The 18,577-nt window shown below is 73.7% G+C and carries 13 protein-coding genes; 9 read left to right on the top strand and 4 right to left on the bottom strand.

The features are described from left to right. Positions 1-3 precede the first annotated feature (3 nt). Both Sdi02f_RS13390 and Sdi02f_RS13385 read right to left on the bottom strand, forming a co-directional pair. The gene (locus tag Sdi02f_RS13390) at positions 4-498 is read right to left on the bottom strand and encodes an SUKH-3 domain-containing protein (RefSeq protein ID WP_030404933.1); all 495 of its coding nucleotides are present in this window, start codon (positions 496-498) and stop codon (positions 4-6) included. Positions 499-544: 46 nt separating this feature from the next. Beyond that, the gene (locus Sdi02f_RS13385) at positions 545-1,075 is read right to left on the bottom strand and encodes a YwqJ-related putative deaminase (RefSeq protein ID WP_030404934.1); all 531 of its coding nucleotides are present in this window, start codon (positions 1,073-1,075) and stop codon (positions 545-547) included. A gap of 291 nt (positions 1,076-1,366) precedes the next feature. On the opposite strand from Sdi02f_RS13385, the gene Sdi02f_RS13380 reads away from it, so the two are divergent. From Sdi02f_RS13380 to mfd, 6 genes are all read left to right on the top strand, one after another. Then, positions 1,367-2,359 (top strand): SMI1/KNR4 family protein, encoded by a 993-nt coding sequence (locus tag Sdi02f_RS13380; RefSeq protein WP_063839802.1) that lies wholly within the window; start codon positions 1,367-1,369, stop codon positions 2,357-2,359. Positions 2,360-2,366: 7 nt separating this feature from the next. Next, positions 2,367-5,027, top strand: a complete 2,661-nt coding sequence (locus Sdi02f_RS13375) for an SUKH-4 family immunity protein (protein ID WP_108933311.1) — start codon at positions 2,367-2,369, stop codon at positions 5,025-5,027. 188 nt (positions 5,028-5,215) lie between these two features. Then, complete coding sequence (locus Sdi02f_RS13370) at positions 5,216-6,106, top strand: coiled-coil domain-containing protein (protein ID WP_053639348.1); 891 nt, start codon at positions 5,216-5,218, stop codon at positions 6,104-6,106. 429 nt (positions 6,107-6,535) lie between these two features. Further along, a complete protein-coding gene (locus tag Sdi02f_RS13365) occupies positions 6,536-7,324 on the top strand; it encodes an ABC transporter ATP-binding protein (RefSeq protein WP_030404938.1) in 789 nt (262 codons plus the stop codon). Continuing rightward, positions 7,321-9,888 (top strand): ABC transporter permease, encoded by a 2,568-nt coding sequence (locus Sdi02f_RS13360; RefSeq protein WP_031087130.1) that lies wholly within the window; start codon positions 7,321-7,323, stop codon positions 9,886-9,888. Before Sdi02f_RS13365 ends, Sdi02f_RS13360 begins: the two co-directional genes overlap by 4 nt. A 372-nt stretch (positions 9,889-10,260) precedes the next feature. Beyond that, positions 10,261-13,815 carry a transcription-repair coupling factor gene (gene mfd / locus Sdi02f_RS13355; RefSeq protein WP_030404940.1) on the top strand — a complete coding sequence of 1,185 codons (3,555 nt, stop codon included), beginning with the start codon at positions 10,261-10,263 and terminating at the stop codon, positions 13,813-13,815. A 114-nt stretch (positions 13,816-13,929) separates the two neighbouring features. On the opposite strand, the gene Sdi02f_RS13350 is transcribed toward mfd, so the two are convergent. Continuing rightward, a complete protein-coding gene (locus tag Sdi02f_RS13350; protein ID WP_030404941.1) occupies positions 13,930-14,127 on the bottom strand; it encodes an antitoxin in 198 nt (65 codons plus the stop codon). 147 nt (positions 14,128-14,274) lie between these two features. On the opposite strand from Sdi02f_RS13350, the gene Sdi02f_RS13345 reads away from it, so the two are divergent. Next, complete coding sequence (locus Sdi02f_RS13345; protein WP_053666286.1) at positions 14,275-15,048, top strand: HNH endonuclease family protein; 774 nt, start codon at positions 14,275-14,277, stop codon at positions 15,046-15,048. 25 nt (positions 15,049-15,073) lie between these two features. Here Sdi02f_RS13345 and Sdi02f_RS13340 read toward each other — a convergent pair whose 3' ends face one another. Then, on the bottom strand, positions 15,074-15,577 hold the full coding sequence (locus Sdi02f_RS13340) for a hypothetical protein (RefSeq protein WP_108933310.1): 504 nt from the start codon (positions 15,575-15,577) through the stop codon (positions 15,074-15,076). A 269-nt stretch (positions 15,578-15,846) separates the two neighbouring features. Between Sdi02f_RS13340 and Sdi02f_RS13335 the strand changes: the two genes are divergently transcribed. Then, on the top strand, positions 15,847-17,868 hold the full coding sequence (locus Sdi02f_RS13335; protein ID WP_108933309.1) for an N-6 DNA methylase: 2,022 nt from the start codon (positions 15,847-15,849) through the stop codon (positions 17,866-17,868). A gap of 132 nt (positions 17,869-18,000) precedes the next feature. Then, on the top strand, positions 18,001-18,567 hold the full coding sequence (locus Sdi02f_RS13330; RefSeq protein WP_108933308.1) for a hypothetical protein: 567 nt from the start codon (positions 18,001-18,003) through the stop codon (positions 18,565-18,567). The last annotated feature ends 10 nt before the right edge of the window (positions 18,568-18,577 follow it).

Below are 18,577 nucleotides of genomic sequence, written 5' to 3'. Positions count from 1 at the left end.
GTCTCAGCCCGTGGTGAGGCGGGTGGGCTGGGTGCCGGCGACCAGGGTGGCGAGGGCGGCGTCGATGGTGGGGCCGAGGTACCAGTCGCCGGAGTGGTCGAGGGCGTAGACGCGGCCTTCGGTGTCGATCGCGAGGAGGGCGTGGCTGTCGGTCTCGGTGCCGAGGGGGCAGGTCTGGGTGTCCAGGGCGCGGCCGAGGTCGCCGAGGGTGCGGGCCATGTGGAGGCCGTGCAGGGGGTCGAGGTGGAGGGCGGCGGGGGCGATCTGGCGGCCGGGTCCGGTGGGGGTGACGTGCAGGCCGCCGAATTCCGCCCAGGCTTCGACGGCGGCGGGGAAGACGGTGTGGCGGTGTCCTGCGGGTGAGGTGTGTGCGCGCAGGGTGTCGGCCCAGATCTCGGCCTGCTTGATGTCCCAGCGTCCGGGTTGCCAGCCGGCGTCGCGGAGGGCGGCGTCGACGGGGACGGGGAAGCGGGTGGTGGAGGTGCGGTCGGCTTGCATCTGCCCTTGGTTCGTCTCGTCGGCTGGTTCGGCTCGGTCTGTTCGGTCAGTCCTGGTCGGCCGTGGGGTCGACGACGCGGACGCCGAAGTGGGCGGTGAGGGCGGTGCAGGCGCGGCAGGGCGCGGCGAAGGCGCCGTGGAGGGGGTCGCCGTCCTCGCGGATGCGGCGGGTGGTGAGTTTGGCGTGTTTGAGCGCTTTGCGGGCTTCGCCGTTGGTCATGGGTTTGCGTGCGGCGCGCTTGCTGCGTGCGGCGTCGGCGGTGGCGAGGTGCCGGGAGATGAGGATGGTCTCGGCGCAGCGTCCGGTGTAGCGGTCGCGTTGGCCGCTGGTGAGGGTGTCGAGGAAGTCCTGGACGAGGTGGTGCAGGGCGGGCGGTGTGTCGGCACGGGTGGCGGTGCCGGTGAGCGTGGTGCCGCGTACGGAGAGGGCGGCGGCGACGGTGGGGAGTATGCCGTCGCGGCGGTGCCGGAGGGTGGGGGCCTGGGCGGCGTCGGTGCTGCTCCAGCCGATGCGGGGGTCGCCGCCGCGGGGGTCGTCGGACCGCGCGGTGTCGGGTCCCGTCTGTGTCGCACTCATGATCGTTTCCCCTCCTGAGCATCCCCCCGGAGGTCACAGGGTGCCAAATCGCGTGGCTGCTGTGGAAGCTGGGGCGTGGCGACACGCCCGGGTATGGGCGGTGTGTCACGGGAGGGTGACGGCTGGTCACGGAAGTGGGGCGGGCGGGTGGCGGGTGCGGGGTCCGGTGCCGGTGACCCCTCCGGCGCTACCGCATAGGCTGTCGGCACCGCGCTCGGACGCGGAGAACCAGACAGTGCAGGCAGATCAGACGGATCTGGCAGCAGACAGACGCCGCAGGGGGCAACCGCCATGACGACAGGTCGGCTCGGGCAAGCAGCCGCGCCGCCGAACGCGGCCTATGCCGGGCAGGTCGTGCATTTCCCGGATCCGGTGCGGGCGGCCCGTCACCCGAGAGGGGTACGGGTGGACGCGGGTGGTTACCCCGATTTCTCGCCGTACGCGCGTGCGGTCGCCGAGATCGCGGATCCGCCGGAGGGGTTCGGGGTCGACGAGTTGCGGCTGACGGACTACGTGTCGGCGAACGCGGCGCTGTCGGCGTCGGGGCACGAGCTGTGGGACACGGTGCCGGCGGTGGCGACGCCGCACGGCTGGACGTGGCACCACGTGGCGGGTTCGCGGCGGATGGAGCTGGTTCCGGTCGAGGTGAAGGCGTTGTTGCGCCATCACGGCGGGATCGCGACGGCGGCGGTGGACCAGGGCAAGCGGGGCACGCGGCCGTTGCAGGAGACGCGTCCGGCGCACTTCGGTCTGCCGAAGTCGGGTGTGGCCGTCACCGAGCAGCAGGTGCAGGGCGTCGAGGAGGACCTCGGGTACCGGCTGCCGGGTGCGTACCGGTCGTTCCTGAAGGCGGCGGGCGGGTGCGCGCCGGTGGGTACGGCGCTCGACGCGGAACTGGGGCTGCTGGTGGACCAGCCGTTCTTCACGGTGCGTGAGGAGGCGGCGGTCAACGACCTGGTCTACGTCAACAAGTGCCTGCGGGACCACCTGACGAAGGACTACCTGGGTGTCGCGTTCGTCCAGGGCGGTCTCCTCGCGGTGAAGGTGAAGGGCGAGCGGATCGGTTCGGTGTGGTTCTGCGCGTACGACGACGTGCGGGACGTGGATCCCGCGTGGCCGCCGGCGGAGCGTGTGGAGCGGCTGCTGCTGCCGTGCGGTGAGGATTTCGACGCGTTCCTGTCGCGTCTGGCGGGCTCCCCGCCGGAGTTGGAGACGGTGGCGAACCTGATGGTGGACGGCGGGTTCGCGCGTGCGGTGCCCGCGTCGGCGTCGGTAGGGGAGTGAGCTGACGATGGTGACGTTCGCGCAGGCGCAGGAGCGCGCGGAGGAGTGGGTCAACGGCGAGTTGCCGGCCTACCAGCACCGTGAGGTGCGGGTGCGGGAGTTCGACCTCGGGTTCGTGGTGTGGGCCGAGGACCGTGCGGACGGCCCGCGTTCGGACGGGGGCGCGCAGCGGCTGGTGATCGCCCGGGACAGCGGCGAGGCGACGCTGTGGCCCTCGTTGCCGGTGGGTGAGGTGATCCGCCGGTACGAGGAGGAGTACGGCCGTCCCGACGAGGACCAGGCGCCGGTTCCGGCGCCCGCGGCGCGGGTGGACCTGAATCAGACGTCGTTCTTGCTGAGTCCGCCGGAGTGGTTGCAGGAGGCGGCGGACCGGATCGGCATTCCGGATCGCCGCCGGGGGGACGGGGACGAGGGGAGCGGCGACTCCGGGGGCACCGGGCCGGGTGCCGGTGGTGCGCTGCCCGAGACGCAGGCCGGGGTGCCGTCGGCCCCGGCGGCCTCGGCGGACGCCTCGTCCGGGAGCGGTGCGGGGTGGCCGGGCGCGGGTGCGTCCGGTGCGCCGGGTGCGCCCGCCGGGGCGACTCCGTGGACGGGGACGGACACCAACGCGGATGCCGGTGAGGACCGTTCCGTGCCGCTGCCCCAGACCGTGTTCGCGCCGCCGTTGAGCGGTGCCGACGACGACACGCCGCCGCCCTCGACGACGTCGGACGCCAAGACGGCGCTGATGTCGGGCGGCAGTCAGCTTCCGCCGACGGCGCTCGCTCCGGCGATCGGGGATCCGAGCACGCCGGGCGGTCCGCACGCGCCGGGTGCGCCCGCCGGGGCGGGTACGCCGACGCTGCCGCCCGCGGGCGGCGGGAGCAGTACGCCGCCGCCCGCGCCGTCGACGCCGCCCGCGGGGCAGCCGTCCGCCGGTGCGGGTGCGCCCGCCGCGCCGTCCCAGCCGCCCGCGGCGCCCGCCGGGGACATCGCCGACGCCGCGACCAGCAAGGCGACGCCTCCGCCGCGCCGTGGCGCCGGCGCGTCCACGCCGCATCCGCCGGGCGCCCCGGGTGTGCCGGGCGCGCGTCCGGGGAGCACGCCCGCGCCGGGCACGCCGGCGGGTGGCTACGTGCCGACGCAGCTCGTGTCGTCGCTCGGCCCCGAGGGACCGGAGGGCGGTCCCGGCACGCCGCCTCCGCCCAGCGCTCCCGGTACACCGCCTCCGCCCAGTGCTCCCGGCACGCCGCCTCCGCCCAGTGCCCCCGGTACGCCGCCTCCGGCCGCGCCGGGTACGCCGCCTCCGCCGAGTGCGCCGAACGCTCCGGGTGGGACACCGCCGGGCGGGATGCACCACGCCGCCACGATGCTGGCCGACCCGGGCCGGCCGGGGGCTCCCGGCGCCCCGCAGCCTCCCGGGCCGCCGCCCGCGGCGCCGCGTGCGCCCGGCGCCCCCGGGGCTCCCGGTGCTCCTTCCGGTCCGGGTACGCCACCGCCGCCCCCGGCGGCTCCCGGCGCTCCCGGTGCCGTGCACCATGCGCAGACGATGCTGGCGTCGCCCTCCCTGGGCGGTCCCGGCGGTGTCGGCACGCCTCCGCCGCCGCCCGGGGCCCCCGGTGCTCCGGGTGCCCCCGGCGCCGTACCGCCGCCTCCCGGGCAGCCGGTGCCGGGGCAGCCGCCGGCGTACGGCTATCCGCCGCAGCCCACCGGTCAGCCGACCGTCGGCCCCGGCTACCAGGCCGTGCTGCGCTACCGCGCGCAGGACGGTTCCGAGCAGCAGCTGATCCGGCGTTCCGCGCCGGGCACGCCGCACCCGGAGTGGCAGATGTTCCACGAGCTGCGCTCCATGAACGTGCCGCCGGACCAGGTGCTCGAACTGCACACCGAGCTGGAGTCGTGCGAGCTGCCGGGCGCCTACTGCGCGCGGATGATCCGGGAGCAGTGGCCGCAGGCGCGGATCACCTCGATCGCGCCGTACGGCCCGGATCACGCGAGCCGGCAGCAGGGCATGCAGCAACTGCTGGCACACCAGGGCGAGTTGCACCAGGTGGCCGACGGTCCCGCGCGTCCGGCGCCGGTGCGGGCGCCGCTGCCGCAGGTGCAGCCCGCGCCGCCGGTTCCGCCGGAGGGCATCGGGCAGGAGCTGGCGGCGGCGTTCGGGCCGGGTGTCTTCCGGTTCGAGCAGGCGGCGGTGTCCCGGCAGGGCGTGCCGCCGGTCGTGGCGCACACGCTGGTGGCCGCGGGGCTGCCGATGGACATGGGTCCGTTCTTCTGGGCGCAGGCCCAGCCGGGGCGCCCGGTGCCGACGCTGGCGGAGCTGGCGGCGGAGCGCGGGGTGCAGCCGGCCTCGGACGCCGGGTCGTACCTCGTCGTGGGCAGCGACTTCGGCCGGGCGGTCTGTGTGCAGTACGGCACGGCGGCCATCGTGGCGGTGCCGGTGGAGGCGGGGCCTGGCGGTGCGCCGGTGCCGCCGCAGTTCGTGAACACGGGGCTGCCGGAGTTCGCGCGCTGCCTGGCGCTGCTGGGCCGGATGTGGCGGCTCAGGTTCGGTCTGAACCAGGAGCAGGCGGGCCGCTGGACGGTGGACTTCCAGGCGCAGTTGGCCGCGCTGGACCCGGCGGCGCTGGGGTCGCCGGAGAGCTGGTGGTCGGTGCTGCTGGAGCAGATGTGGGACGGGCTGCTGTGAGGCGCTCGCGCCGCTGACACGCCCGAGGGGCGGGGCCCGGCCGACCGGTGAGTCGGCCGGGCCCCGCCCTTTTGTGTGCGGTGTGTCGGATTATGTGGGCTTACATCCGGTCCATAGAGTCGGACGGGTCCATGTGATGCGGCAGGTTCACCCCGAGGTGGGCCTCGGGTGATGCAGGGGTGATGGGCATGAGCGGTGCATCGGCGTCTCCCCACGGCTTCGTGACCGTACGCGGGCGCGGGCGCGGTTACCGTCCCGAGCAGGTCGACGCGTACGTCGCGGCCCTCTCCGACGAGCGTGACGCGGCCTGGGAGCGGGCCGCCCGGCTCACCGTGCTGGCCAGGGAGATGGAGGCGGACCTCGGGGACCTGGAGGAGACGGTCGAGCAGCTCACCTCGCAGGACTACGAGGTGCTGGGGGAGCGGGCCAGGGAGTTGTTCCGGCTCGTCGAGGTGGAGGCCGAGGCGGTGCGGGAGCGGGCGCGCGAGGCCGCGGCGGAGCTGATGGCGGACGCGCGGGCGCACGAGGCCGGGGTGCGCGAGGCGGCCCGGGCGCATGCCGGCGCCGTACGCGCCGAGGCCGACGAACGGGCCCGGCAGGTGCTGCTCGCGGCACGCGCGGAGGCCGACGAGGCGAGGATCGAGGCGCGGCGCGAGGTGAAGGCGGGGCGCGCGGAGGCGCTGAACACCCTGCGGGAGGCGCGCGGGCGCACCGCCCGGATCGTGGCCGAGCAGGAGCGGGAGCTGGCCGAGCGGTGGGCCGCCGCCGAGCAGGACGAACAGGAGCGCGCGCGGGCCCTGGACGCCCGCCACGCGGAACTGCTGGGGCGTGCGGAGCAGGCGGTGCGCGAGGCCGAGCGGGAGCTGGCCGAGGCCCGGCAGGCGGCCGGGCGGCGCCAGGAGGAGGCCCGGGACCGGGCGGACGGGCTGCTCGCCGAGGCTCGGGCACGTCAGGAGCGCATCGCCCGCGACACCGAACGGGTGCTGCGCGAGCACGGGGAGCGGTGGGACGAACTGCAGGCCCAGATGGACTCCGTGCGCAGCAACCTCAGTTCGCTGACGGGCCGCACGGTGGAGTGACGCCCGCGCGGAACGGGCGGGCCGGTGCGCGGCCGAGCCCGGACGCACCCGGCCCCGCTTGCCCCTGACGCCGCGTCAGGGTGGAGACTCGGTGCGCCCCAGGGAGGAGGGCAACCCCGAGACCCGCTCCACCGAAGGGTGGAGTGCCCCTAGGGGTACCTCCGTACTACGGGTCGGGGAGGGTTCGTACCGGCGGAGGACGAGAGGGGCCCGGTGCGGTCCTTAGTCTGGCTTTACGCCGCTGGGGGGCGGCGAACCGGACCCGCGGGGGTGGGGTTTTCCCCAGCAGAAGACTGCGCTGAGCACCAGCGCGGCCGGCCCCCGGTTCCGGCCAGACTCTTCGAGACGGCAGCACGGCACATGCGCGGCGGCACGGACGCCGCGCAGGGCACCGGCGGCCCACTCGATGACCGACATAGGAGACTTGACATGACATCGGCCGTGAGGATTCCCCCGCACGGGAGCACGGGAGGGCGTACGGCCGTTGCCGCGCGGGCGCGGCAGGTCGTGAAGGCCTACGGAACGGGCGAGACCCGGGTGGTCGCCCTCGACCACGTGGACGTGGACATCGCCCGCGGTCAGTTCACCGCGATCATGGGTCCCTCGGGGTCCGGCAAGTCCACGCTGATGCACTGCCTGGCCGGTCTGGACACCGTCACCAGCGGTCAGATCTTCCTGGACGAGACCGAGATCACCGGGCTGAAGGACAAGAAGCTCACGCAGCTGCGCCGGGACCGGATCGGGTTCATCTTCCAGGCGTTCAACCTGCTCCCGACGCTCAACGCGCTCGAGAACATCACGCTGCCCATGGACATCGCCGGCCGCGGTTACGACCGCGCGTGGCTGGAGAGGGTGGTGGAGACCGTGGGGCTCGCCGGGCGGCTCAAGCACCGGCCCACCCAGCTCTCCGGCGGCCAGCAGCAGCGGGTCGCGGTGGCGCGGGCACTGGCCGCCCAGCCCGAGATCATCTTCGGCGACGAGCCAACCGGAAACCTCGACTCGCGCGCCGGCGCCGAGGTGCTGGGCTTCCTGCGCCGCTCGGTCACCGAACTGGGCCAGACCATCGTGATGGTCACCCACGACCCGGTGGCCGCCAGCTACGCGGACCGGGTGCTCTACCTCGCCGACGGCCGGATCGTGGACGAGATGCACCAGCCCACCGCGGAGGCCGTCCTCGACCGCATGAAGGACTTCGACGCGCGGGGGCGCACGTCATGACCGTCGTGAAGACCTCGATGCGCAACTTCTTCGCGCACAAGGGCCGCATGGCGCTCTCGGCGGTGGCGGTGCTGCTGTCGGTGGCGTTCGTGTGCGGCACCCTGGTGTTCACCGACACGATGAACACCACCTTCGACAAGCTGTTCGCGGTCACCTCGTCCGACGTGACGGTCTCCCCGAAGGACGCCAAGAGCGAGGAGACCCCGCAGAACGGGGTGCCCGAGTCGCTGCCGGCGTCCACGCTGGAGAAGATCCGTTCGGCCGACGGCGTCGAGTCCGTCGAGGGCGCGGTCGTCTCGATGAACGTGACCGTCGTCAACGCCGACAACGACAACGTGGGGGCCACCAGCGGAGCCCCGACCCTCGCCGGGAACTGGACCAGGAACGACCTGCGCTCCATGGAGATCACCTCGGGCCACGCCCCGCGCGGTCCGACCGAGACGATGGTCGACTCCGACACCGCCGACAAGCACGACCTGAAGATCGGCGACGAGCTGCGCACCATCGCGCAGACCGGCGACTTCAAGGCGAGGATCGTCGGCATCGCCTCCTTCACCGTCACCAACCCCGGTGCCGCGGTCGTCTACTTCGACACTCCCACCGCGCAGCGCCAGCTGCTCGGCGGGGCCGACCGGTTCAGCCAGTTCAACGTCACCGCCGCGTCCGGCGTCACCGACGCGCAGCTCAAGCGGAACGTCTCCGGCGCCCTCGGGGACGGCGCGTTCAAGGTCCAGACGGCCAAGGAGGCGTCGGACGAGGGCCGCGCGGACGTCGGCGAGTTCATGGACGTCATCAAGTACGCCATGCTCGGCTTCGCCGGGATCGCGTTCCTGGTCGGCATCTTCCTGATCATCAACACCTTCTCCATGCTGGTCGCCCAGCGCACCCGCGAGATCGGCCTCATGCGGGCCATCGGCTCCTCCCGCCGGCAGGTCAACCGCTCGGTGCTGGTCGAGGCGCTCCTCCTCGGCGTCGTCGGCTCGGTCCTCGGCGTCGCGGCCGGTGTCGGGATCGCGATCGGCCTGATGAAGCTGATGTCGGCCGCGGGCATGAACCTGTCCACCGACGACCTGACCATCAAGACGGCGACCCCGGTGATCGGCCTGGTCCTCGGTGTCGTGGTCACCGTCCTGGCCGCCTACCTGCCGGCCCGCCGGGCGGGCAGGATCTCCCCGATGGCCGCCCTGCGCGACGCCGGCACCCCGGCCGACGCCAAGGCCGGCTGGATCCGCGGTGCGATCGGCCTGGTGCTCACCGGCGCCGGCGTCGCGGCCCTGCTCACGGCCGCCTCCGCCGACAAGGCGAGCGAAGGCTCGCTGATGCTCGGCGCGGGCATCGTCCTCTCGCTCATCGGCTTCGTCGTCGTCGGCCCGCTGCTGGCCGGCGTCGTGGTCCGGGTGATCAGCGCGGTGCTGCTGCGGGCCTTCGGCCCGGTGGGGCGCCTGGCCGAGCGCAACGCCCTGCGCAACCCGCGCCGCACCGGCGCCACCGGTGCCGCCCTGATGATCGGCCTCGCGCTGGTGGCCTGCCTGTCCGTCGTCGGCTCCTCCATGGTCGCCTCGGCCACCGGAGAGCTGGACAAGACGGTCGGCGCGGACTTCATCGTCCAGGGCAACCAGCGGATCGTCCCGCAGGCCGAGAAGGCCATGACCGGCACGCCCGGCCTGGAGCACGTCACCCGCTACAAGGTCCTCGACGCCACGCTGACCTCGCCCGACGGCAAGACGGACGACGACGGCCTCACCGCCGCCGACCCCACCTACGCCGAGGACGTGCGCCGCGCGACGACGGAGGGCACGCTCTCCGACGCCTACGGCACCGACGCCATGTCGGTCGGCTCGGACTACGCCGAGAAGCACGGCGTGCACGTCGGCGACACCGTCACCGTCGCCTTCAAGGGCGGCGAGACCGCGAAGCTCAAGGTCGCCGCGATCACCAGCGACGACGTGGCCATCGACCAGGGCGCCCGGTACATCAGCATCGAGACGATGGAGAAGTACCTGCCGGCCGACAAGGTCCCGCCGAACATGATCATGTTCGCCAAGGCGAAGGACGGCCAGGCCGACCAGGCGTACGCCGCGCTGAAGAAGTCGCTGGACGCCTACCCGCAGTACCAGGTGGCCGACCAGACCGACTACAAGCAGGAGCTGAAGGACCAGGTCGGCCAGCTGCTGAACATGGTCTACGGCCTGCTCGCCCTCGCGATCATCGTCGCCGTCCTCGGCGTCGTGAACACCCTGGCGCTGTCGGTGGTCGAGCGGACCCGGGAGATCGGCCTGATGCGGGCCATCGGCCTCTCCCGCCGCCAGCTCCGCCGCATGATCCGCATGGAGTCCGTGGTCATCGCCCTCTTCGGTGCCCTGCTCGGCCTCGGCCTGGGCATGGGCTGGGGCGCCACGGCCCAGAAGCTGCTCGCCCTGGAGGGACTGAACGTCCTCGACATCCCGTGGCCGACGATCATCGGGGTCTTCATCGGCTCGGCCTTCGTGGGCCTGTTCGCCGCGCTGGTCCCGGCCTTCCGGGCGGGCCGCATGAACGTCCTGAACGCCATCGCGACGGAGTAGCACCCGTCCCGACAGCCACCGCACACGGGGGTTGCGGGGGAGGGCCCGGCGCCGACGTCCCAGGGGGGCGGGGGCGCCGGGCCTCTTTTCGTGGGGACTTCTCAGCCCACCGAGACCGGCGGTGGGCGGGCGCGGGGCCAGGGGCTCGGGGGACGGAGCCCCCGGTACGCCCGCCGCGGCCCCGGCCCGCCCGGTACGGGCGTCGTGCCCGTCTCGTACCGGCGTCGTGCCCGTCCCGTACCGGCGTCGTGTCCGCGTCGTCCACAGCCCCCGACGCCGACGAGCGGACCGACGTAACCTGGACACCCCCGACCCTCACCGAGTCGGGCTACTCGCGTTGCCCCACCCCCCCCCGCACGGAAAGCGCCCCGAATGAGCCTGCACGGTCTGCTCGACGCCGTAGTCAAGGACACCGCCCTCGCGGAAGCGATCTCGGCCGCCGCAGACGGCAACCGCATGCACGTCGACCTGGTCGGCCCGCCCGCGGCCCGCCCCTTCGCGATCGCCGCCCTGGCCCGCGAGACGGGCCGCCCGGTGCTGGCGGTCACGGCGACGGGACGCGAGGCGGAGGACCTGGCGGCGGCCCTGCGCTCCCTGCTGCCGCCCGAGGGCGTCGCGGAGTACCCCTCCTGGGAGACCCTCCCGCACGAGCGGCTCAGCCCCCGCAGCGACACCGTCGGCCGCCGCCTCGCCGTGCTGCGGCGCCTGGTCCACCCCCGCCCCGACGACCCCGAGACCGGCCCCGTCTCCGTCGTCGTGGCACCCGTGCGCTCCGTGCTCCAGCCCCAGGTCAAGGGCCTGGGCGACCTGGAGCCGGTCGCCCTGCGCACCGGGCAGAGCGCCGACCTGGAAGAGGTCGTCGAGGCGCTGGCGGCAGCGGCGTACGCGCGCGTGGAGCTGGTCGAGAAGCGCGGCGAGTTCGCCGTGCGCGGCGGCATCCTCGACGTGTTCCCGCCGACCGAGGAGCACCCGCTCCGGGTCGAGTTCTGGGGCGACGACGTCGAGGAGATCCGCTACTTCAAGGTCGCCGACCAGCGCTCCCTGGAGGTCGCCGAGCACGGCCTGTGGGCCCCGCCCTGCCGCGAGCTGCTGCTGACCCCGGACGTGCGCGAGCGGGCCGCCGCCCTCGCCGAGGACCACCCCGAGCTGGGCGAACTGCTCGGCAAGATCGCCGAGGGCATCGCCGTCGAGGGCATGGAGTCGCTGGCCCCTGTCCTCGTCGACGACATGGAACTGCTCCTGGACGTCCTGCCCAAGGGGTCGATGTCGGTGGTCTGCGACCCGGAGCGGGTGCGGACCCGGGCCGCCGACCTGGTGGCGACCTCGCAGGAGTTCCTGCAGGCGTCCTGGGCGGCCACCGCCGGCGGCGGCGAGGCGCCCATCGACGTGAACGCCGCCTCCCTGTGGTCCATCGCGGACATCCGGGAGCGGGCCCGCGAGCTGGGCATGATGTGGTGGTCGGTCTCGCCCTTCGCCGCCGACGAGAGCCTGACGTCCGCCGCCGACGCGGAGGGCGACCAGGACACCCTCAAGCTCGGCATGCACGCCCCCGAGACCTACCGCGGCGACACCGCGAGGGCGCTGGCCGACACCAAGGGCTGGCTCGCCGACGGCTGGCGCGCGGTCTACCTCACCGAGGGCCACGGCCCGGCCTCCCGCACCGTCGAGGTCCTCGGCGGGGAGGGCATCGCCGCCCGCCTCGACCAGGACCTCGGCACGCTCAGCCCCTCCGTCGTGCACGTCTCCTGCGGCTCGATCGACCACGGCTTCGTCGACCAGGCCCTCAAGCTGGCCGTGCTCACCGAGACCGACCTGACCGGCCAGAAGGCCGCCGGGCGCGAGGGCGCGCGGATGCCGGCCCGGCGCCGCAAGACCATCGACCCGCTCACCCTGGAGGCGGGCGACTACATCGTCCACGAGCAGCACGGCGTCGGCCGCTACATCGAGATGGTGCAGCGCACCGTCCAGGGCGCCACCCGCGAGTACCTGGTCGTGGAGTACGCCCCCGCCAAGCGCGGCCAGCCCGGCGACCGGCTCTACATCCCCACCGACCAGCTCGAGCAGATCACCAAGTACGTCGGCGGCGAGGCCCCCACCCTGCACCGGCTCGGCGGCGCCGACTGGACCAAGACCAAGGCCCGCGCCAAGAAGGCGGTCAAGGAGATCGCCGCCGACCTGATCAAGCTGTACAGCGCGCGGATGGCGGCGCCGGGACACGCCTTCGGCGCCGACACCCCCTGGCAGCGCGAGCTGGAGGACGCCTTCCCGTACGCGGAGACGCCCGACCAGCTCACCACGATCGCCGAGGTCAAGGACGACATGGAGAAGACGGTCCCAATGGACCGCCTGATCTGCGGCGACGTCGGCTACGGCAAGACCGAGATCGCGGTCCGTGCCGCCTTCAAGGCCGTCCAGGACGGCAAGCAGGTCGCGGTGCTGGTGCCGACGACCCTGCTGGTGCAGCAGCACTTCGGGACGTTCAGCGAGCGGTACGCGCAGTTCCCGGTGAACGTGCGGGCGCTGTCCCGCTTCCAGACCGACACCGAGTCGAAGGCGACCCTGGAGGGGCTGCGCGACGGCTCGGTGGACATCGTCATCGGCACCCACCGCCTGTTCTCCTCCGAGACCAGGTTCAAGGACCTGGGCCTGGTCATCGTCGACGAGGAGCAGCGCTTCGGCGTCGAGCACAAGGAGCAGCTGAAGAAGCTGCGCGCCAACGTCGACGTGCTGACCATGTCCGCGACGCCGATTCCGCGCACCCTGGAGATGGCGGTCACCGGCATCCGCGAGATGTCCACGATCACCACCCCGCCGGAGGAGCGCCACCCGGTGCTGACCTTCGTCGGGCCCTACGAGCACAAGCAGATCGGCGCCGCGATCCGCCGTGAGCTGCTGCGCGAGGGCCAGGTCTTCTACATCCACAACCGGGTCGAGTCCATCGACCGCGCGGCGGCCAAGCTGCGCGAGATCGTGCCCGAGGCGCGCATCGCCACCGCCCACGGCCAGATGTCGGAGCAGGCGCTGGAACAGGTCGTCGTCGACTTCTGGGAGAAGAAGTTCGACGTGCTGGTCTCCACGACCATCGTCGAGTCCGGCATCGACATCTCCAACGCCAACACCCTCATCGTCGAACGCGGCGACAACTTCGGCCTCAGCCAGCTCCACCAGCTGCGCGGCCGCGTCGGCCGGGGCCGCGAGCGCGGATACGCCTACTTCCTGTACCCGCCGGAGAAGCCCCTGACGGAGACCGCGCACGAGCGGCTCGCCACCATCGCCCAGCACACCGAGATGGGCGCGGGCATGTACGTGGCGATGAAGGACCTGGAGATCCGCGGCGCGGGCAACCTGCTGGGCGGCGAGCAGTCCGGCCACATCGCCGGCGTCGGCTTCGACCTGTACGTGCGGATGGTCGGCGAGGCCGTCGCCGACTACCGGGCCTCGCTGGAGGGCGGCGTGGAGGAGGAGCCGCCGCTCGAGGTCAAGATCGAACTGCCCGTCGACGCGCACGTCCCGCACGACTACGCGCCCGGCGAGCGGCTGCGGCTCCAGGCGTACCGGTCGATCGCCTCCGCCAACAGCGAGGAGGACATCAAGGCCGTCCGGGAGGAACTCGTCGACCGCTACGGCAAGTTGCCGGAGCCGGTGGAGAACCTGCTGCTGGTAGCGGGCCTGCGCATGCTCGCGCGGGCGTGCGCCGTCGGCGAGGTCGTGCTCCAAGGCAACAACATCCGGTTCGCACCGGTGGAGTTGCGCGAGTCCCAGGAGCTGAGGCTCAAGCGGCTCTACCCCGGCAGCGTCATCAAGGCGGGCACGCACCAGGTGCTCGTACCGCGCCCGAAGACCGCGAAGGTGGGCGGCAAGCCGCTGGTCGGCCGGGAACTGCTCGGCTGGGTGGGCGAGTTCCTGACCTCCATCCTGGGGTCGTAGCGCTCGCTCGCGCCGGACGTCCCCATCCGTCGTGGAAGGCGGAGGACGCCCGGAAGCCGCCCACGGAGGAAGTGCCGTGGGCGGCTTCCGTGCGTCCGGGCAGGGGGAGCGCGCCTACTGGTGCTCCGGTCCGCCGCCCCGCTCGCGTCCGAAGCCGAGCTTGCCCTCGGCCTGCTGCTGCGCGGCGTCGACCTGCTTCTCGTACTTGCCGCCGGTCCTCTGGTTGACCTGGCGTTCGGCGGCGTCGGACACCTTCCTGGACTTGTCCTTGTCCTTGCCGGCCATGCTCTTCATCTTGTCGAGGATGCCCATGCAGAGCTCCTTCCGAGACGTGACTCACTGTCGACCGTACGACAGATATGTCCCGCGTGCCCATTAATGCCCGACTGACGCCCCCTATGGCCTCGACCTCTCCCTCGCTACGGTGGTCTCTGCGAAACGGCAAGGGGAGGGGCGCGCATGAGGCGGCACCGCAGGATTCGTACCGGAGGGGCCGCGGGCGCGGTCCTCGCCCTGGCTCTGGTGACCGGCTGCGAGGGCCTGGGGGCGGACGGCGACGCCCCGGCCTCGGGCGCCGGTGCCGAGGCCCCGGCCTCGGGTCATGCCGTCAGCCCGCTGAAGAACCCGGACGGGACCGCTCCCGGCCTCGCCCCGGTGACGGGGGACGGCCCGCAGGCCGAGGCCCGCAAGCTGATCGACGGACTGGCCACCAAGGGGCGCGGCCCGAAGACGGGGTACGACCGCGACAAGTTCGGCTACGCCTGGATGGACACCGCCGACGGTGTCCCGCTCGCCCGCAACGGCTGCGACACGCGGAACGACCTGCTGAAGCGCGACGGTCAGAAGGTGCGCTTCCGGTCCGGCTCCGACTGTGTGGTCATCGCGATGACGCTGGACGACCCGTACACCGGGACGAGCATCGAGTGGCGCAAGCAGAAGGCGGGCGAGGTCCAGATCGACCATGTCGTGCCGCTGTCGTACAGCTGGCAGATGGGCTCCTCGCGGTGGCCGGAGAGCAAGCGCCGGCAGCTGGCCAACGACCCGCTCAACCTGCTCCCCGTCGAGGGCCGCGCCAACTCCGCCAAGCGTGACGCGGGCCCGGCCACCTGGCTGCCGCCCAGCAAGCCGGTGCGCTGCGCCTACGCGGTGCGGTTCGCGCAGGTGGCCGCCAAGTACGAACTGGCCGTGACGAAGGCGGACAAGGCGATGATGTCCGAGCAGTGCCAGGGCTGACACGGCCTGAATACGGCGGCGGCCCTCAGAACTGGCCGTTGCCGAGGATCTCGCCGTCGGCGTCGTAGATGGTGACGAGGCCGTTGTCGCTGTCCTTCCAGTCGGCGAACGCGGAGGCGATGAGCTTGGCCGGCCCCGTGCCCTCGCCCATGATGCCGCCGGTGAAGTCGGTGTAGACGTCGGCGGCGTCGAGGATGTCGTTCTGCTCGTCGGCTCCCTGCACCTTGGTGACGTGGGCGACGGCGTCCTTCTCGTTGGGTGTGCCGTTCTTCTGCACGAACGCCTTGAACCGGTCGGCCTGGGAGGCCTTTTCGGCGGCCTTGTCCTCGGCGGGCTTCGCGTCGGCGGCGCCGTCCGCCTTCGCGCCGCCGTCCCCCTTCGTGCCGCCGGCCGCGTTCTCGCCCGCGCTCGCCGAGGTGCGGCTGTCGCTCTTGGTGTCGCCGTCCCCGTCGCCCGAGTTCGCCGACAGCGCGCCGATGACGGCGATCCCCACCACGGCACCCAGCGCGATCTTGGTCTTCATGCCCATGACGTCAGTCCTCTCCCCAGAGACTCGGTCGACCGTGAACCGAGGCCCATCGCCTCGGCCGGCCCGACGCGTCAATAAGACCAGAGGCTGTGAACCGAGTCAACACGGTTCACGTGAGCCGGGCGGTACACGGTGTGAATCAGGGTGCGCCCGTGTTCCTCGGTAGGATCGGCCTCACACGACCAGGACGAGGGGGCCCGAGCGTGCGGGACAAGGGGACAGGCGGGACAGGCGGTACTGGCGGGACGGCCGGGACGGACGGGGCAGAGGTGACCGCCGCCGTGATCGCGCGGCTCGCCGGCGTCGGCCGCGCCGCCGTCAGCAACTGGCGCCGCCGGCACGCGGACTTCCCCCAGCCCGTCGGCGGCACCGAGACCAGCCCGTCCTTCGCCCTCGCCGACGTCGAGGCCTGGCTGCGCGCCCAGGGCAAACTCGCCGAGGTCCCCCCGCGCGAACGCGTCTGGCAGCAGGTCGCCGGCCACCCCGAGGGACCGGCCGCCGCCCTGGCGCACGCCGGCTGCGTCCTCCTGCTCATCCACGACCGCCCGCCCCTGTGGCTGGAAGCGAGCGCCGGCTCCGACGAACGCCTGGCCGCCATGCTCCCCGCCGCCCTCGACCACGTCCTCGACGCCCGCTTCGGCCCGGCCCCCGAGCGCACCGTCCCCACCCCGATCGCCCCCAGCCTGCTCCCCTCCGTCCCCCTCCTGCGCGGCGCCGCCGAACTCGCCGCCGGGCCGGGCGCCCGCAAGACCTTCGCGTTCCTGCTCGGCCGGCACCTCGACGCCAGCCCGCGGCAGTACACGCTCACCCCGGACCCCCTGGCCGAGCTGATGGCCGAACTCGCCGGCCCCGCCCGCACGGTCCTCGACCCCGCCTGCGGCACCGGCACCCTGCTGCGCGCCGCTGCCGCCGCCACCCGCCCCGGACAGGAGCTGTACGGCCAGGACGACGACCCCGCCCTGGCCACCCTCACCGCCCTGCGCCTCGCCCTGAGCACGGACGCCACCGTCCGCGTCGCCGCCGGCGACAGTCTGCGCGCCGACGCCCTCCCCGGCCTGCGCGCCGACGCCGCCCTGTGCCACCCGCCGTTCAACGAGCGCAACTGGGGCCACGACGAACTCGCCTACGACCCCCGCTGGGAGTACGGCTTCCCGGCCCGCACCGAGTCCGAACTGGCCTGGGTGCAGCACGCCCTGGCCCGCGTCCGGGACGGCGGCACCGCCGTCGTCCTCATGCCCCCCGCCGCGGCCTCCCGCCGCTCCGGCCGCCGCGTCCGCGCCGACCTGCTGCGCCGCGGCGCCCTGCGCGCCGTGATCGCCCTGCCGGCCGGGGCGGCACCGCCGTACAGCCTGCCCCTGCACCTGTGGGTGCTGCGCCGGCCCGAGAAGGCGCCCGCGCAGCCCGAGGTGCTGCTCGCCGACGCCGGGCAGTTCGCCGGGGAGGGGCGCGGCGGACCGGACTGGCGGTCCGTGCGGGAGGCCGTGCTCGACGCCTGGGGCGCCTTCGACCGCACCGGCCGGCTCGACGAACGGCCGGGCCTGGCCCGCACCCTGCCCGTCATCGAACTCCTCGACGACGACGTCGACCTGGCCCCCGCCCGCCACCTGCCGCCCCCCACCGCCACCGGCGACGGCGGACGGCTCACGGACGTGCGCGAGCGCCTGGACGAAACCCTGCGCCTGACCGCCGAACTGACCCCGGCGGCCCCCGCCCCCGGCCGCGCCGCGCCCCGCCGGCCGCTCACCACCGTCGGCGAACTCGCCCGCGGCGGCGCCCTGACCCTGCGCACCGGCACCCACGGCGGCCGGGCGCGCGTCCCCGTCCTCACCGACCACGACGTCCTCGCCGGCACCGCCCCCTCTGGCACCCTCCCGGAGAGCGACGAGGAACCCGTCCTGACCGAACCCGGCGACGTCGTCGTGCCCGTCCTCGGCGGCGGCACGGTCGCGCGCGTCGTCGACGCCACCACCGCCGGCGCCGCCCTGGGGCGCAACCTCGTGCTCCTGCGCCCCGACCCCGCCGCCCTCGACCCCTGGTTCCTCGCCGGCTTCCTGCGCGGCACCGCCAACCACCGGCAGGCCAGCAGCTACGCCTCCACCGCCACCCGCCTGGACGTGCGGCGCCTCCAACTGCCCCGCCTGCCCCTCGACGCCCAGCGCGGCTACGGCGACCGGTTCCGCGCCCTCGACGAGTTCGAACGCGCGCTGCGGCTCGCGGGCCGGCTCGGGGAGCAGTTGGTGCGGGGCCTGTACGACGGGCTCACGGACGGCACGGTGGACCCCGGGCGCTGACCCGCCGCCGGGCGGAGCGGCAACGGTTCGGCACATCCGTGACCCGTTGTCCGTCCGGGCCTATACGCTCGGATCTCCACTCGAACGGCCCGGTCCGTTCGGCACGTCGGCATCACCGGTCCAGGAGCAGTCATGTACGGCAACAGCGCCGGGCCGCCGCCCTCCCGCGGCGCGGCCACCGTCATCACCCTGCGCGTGCTGTACGCCGCCGCCGGCTTCCTGACCTGCGGCCTGCTCGCGTGCGTACCGCTGTTCCGGGTCGCCGTCCTGCGCGGCCGCTGGTACGACTGGACGGCCGCCTGGGTGAGCCTGCCGCTGTCCATCGCCTGCCTGGCCGTGGTCGGTTCGCTGCCCGAGACGGACCACCGCACCGACGCCGCGCTGGCCGCGGCGCTCCTGCTCGGGGCGGCGGCCACCGCGCACTTCCTGGTGCTCGACATACGCCTGCACGCCGCACCCCGCGCCTTCACCGGCCACCCGCGGCCCCCCGTCCACGCCCCCGTCGCGGCCCCGCACCAGGGCCCGGCCCACCCGGCGGGATTCCACCCGCCGCACCCCGCGGCCCCCCACCCCTACGCCCCGCCGCCGTACCACCCCGCACCCGCACCCCTCGACCAGGTCCGCGCCGAACTGGACGAACTCAGCGACTACCTGCGCCGGCACGAGGGCCGCGACGGCCGGCCCGAGGGCGGAAGGTGACCGTGGCGAC

The sequence above is a fragment of the Streptomyces ardesiacus genome, from assembly GCF_003112575.1.
Lineage (GTDB): Bacteria > Actinomycetota > Actinomycetes > Streptomycetales > Streptomycetaceae > Streptomyces > Streptomyces ardesiacus.
The sequence above is the reverse complement of the archived record's forward strand: the minus strand, read 5'-3'. Positions and strand labels throughout refer to the sequence as shown.